Genomic DNA, 780 nt, shown 5'->3' on the forward strand with positions numbered 1-780 from the left:
AAAAACCATTTGGATAACGTTTATACAAATCGTTGATCAGTTCTAAGACCTTTTGATTTTCAGGAAACCACTTCTTCATTAGGTCTAAGAGTACCTTTTGCCAAGACTTCCTTAGGAAATCGTACGAAATATACTCACTCGATACCCATTCATGGCGGTTATCAAGAGCTCCTTCAGTGACTAAGGTATGAATGTGTGGGTTAAATTTCAAATCCCTTCCAAACGTATGTATAACAGTAATTACGCCCACCTTTAAATGACGCTTCTTACTTTTTCGATCATAATAAAATTTAAAAACCTCAGCTACCTGTTTACTTAATTCGTTTAACTTTTTTCGATCTTTATAGAAAACCCTTCTTAATTCTTTTGGAATAGTAAACACCATGTGTCGATGGGGAACATTAAAGATCATTTCCTGTTGCTTATCAGACCAATCATCAGTATACTTCTTTCCGCACTTATGACAAAACCGGCTCTTACAAGTGAAACAAACAAAAACGGGACGAGGGTTACCCTCACATCCTAAACATTCATATCGTGCATAACCTAAGTCACGTGTACCACACTTAATTGTTTTCTGAACAGCTTCTTTGATATCTTTCCGATAGGATTCGGGTAATAAATTAGCATGAAGCTTCCAGAAACCGTCAAAATGTTCTTTTAGAATTTGTTTAATAACACCACTTTTATGTTTCCCCATGTTCCCACCCCAAGGTAAATCTACGAACATTTTACCGAACAATTATCCACAAGTCGACATTTTATAGTTTCCTAAACAAT

At 35.8% G+C, this 780-nt stretch carries 1 protein-coding gene; it reads right to left on the minus strand.

The window, feature by feature from the left end; genetic code table 11:
* Window positions 1-700 (minus strand): IS91 family transposase (locus tag ACFQRG_RS16440; RefSeq protein ID WP_380968042.1); only part of this gene is annotated, 700 nt, incomplete at its 3' end.
* Window positions 701-780 lie beyond the last annotated feature (80 nt).

The sequence above is a fragment of the Scopulibacillus cellulosilyticus genome (genome assembly GCF_042665295.1).
Lineage (GTDB): Bacteria > Bacillota > Bacilli > Bacillales > Sporolactobacillaceae > Scopulibacillus_A > Scopulibacillus_A cellulosilyticus.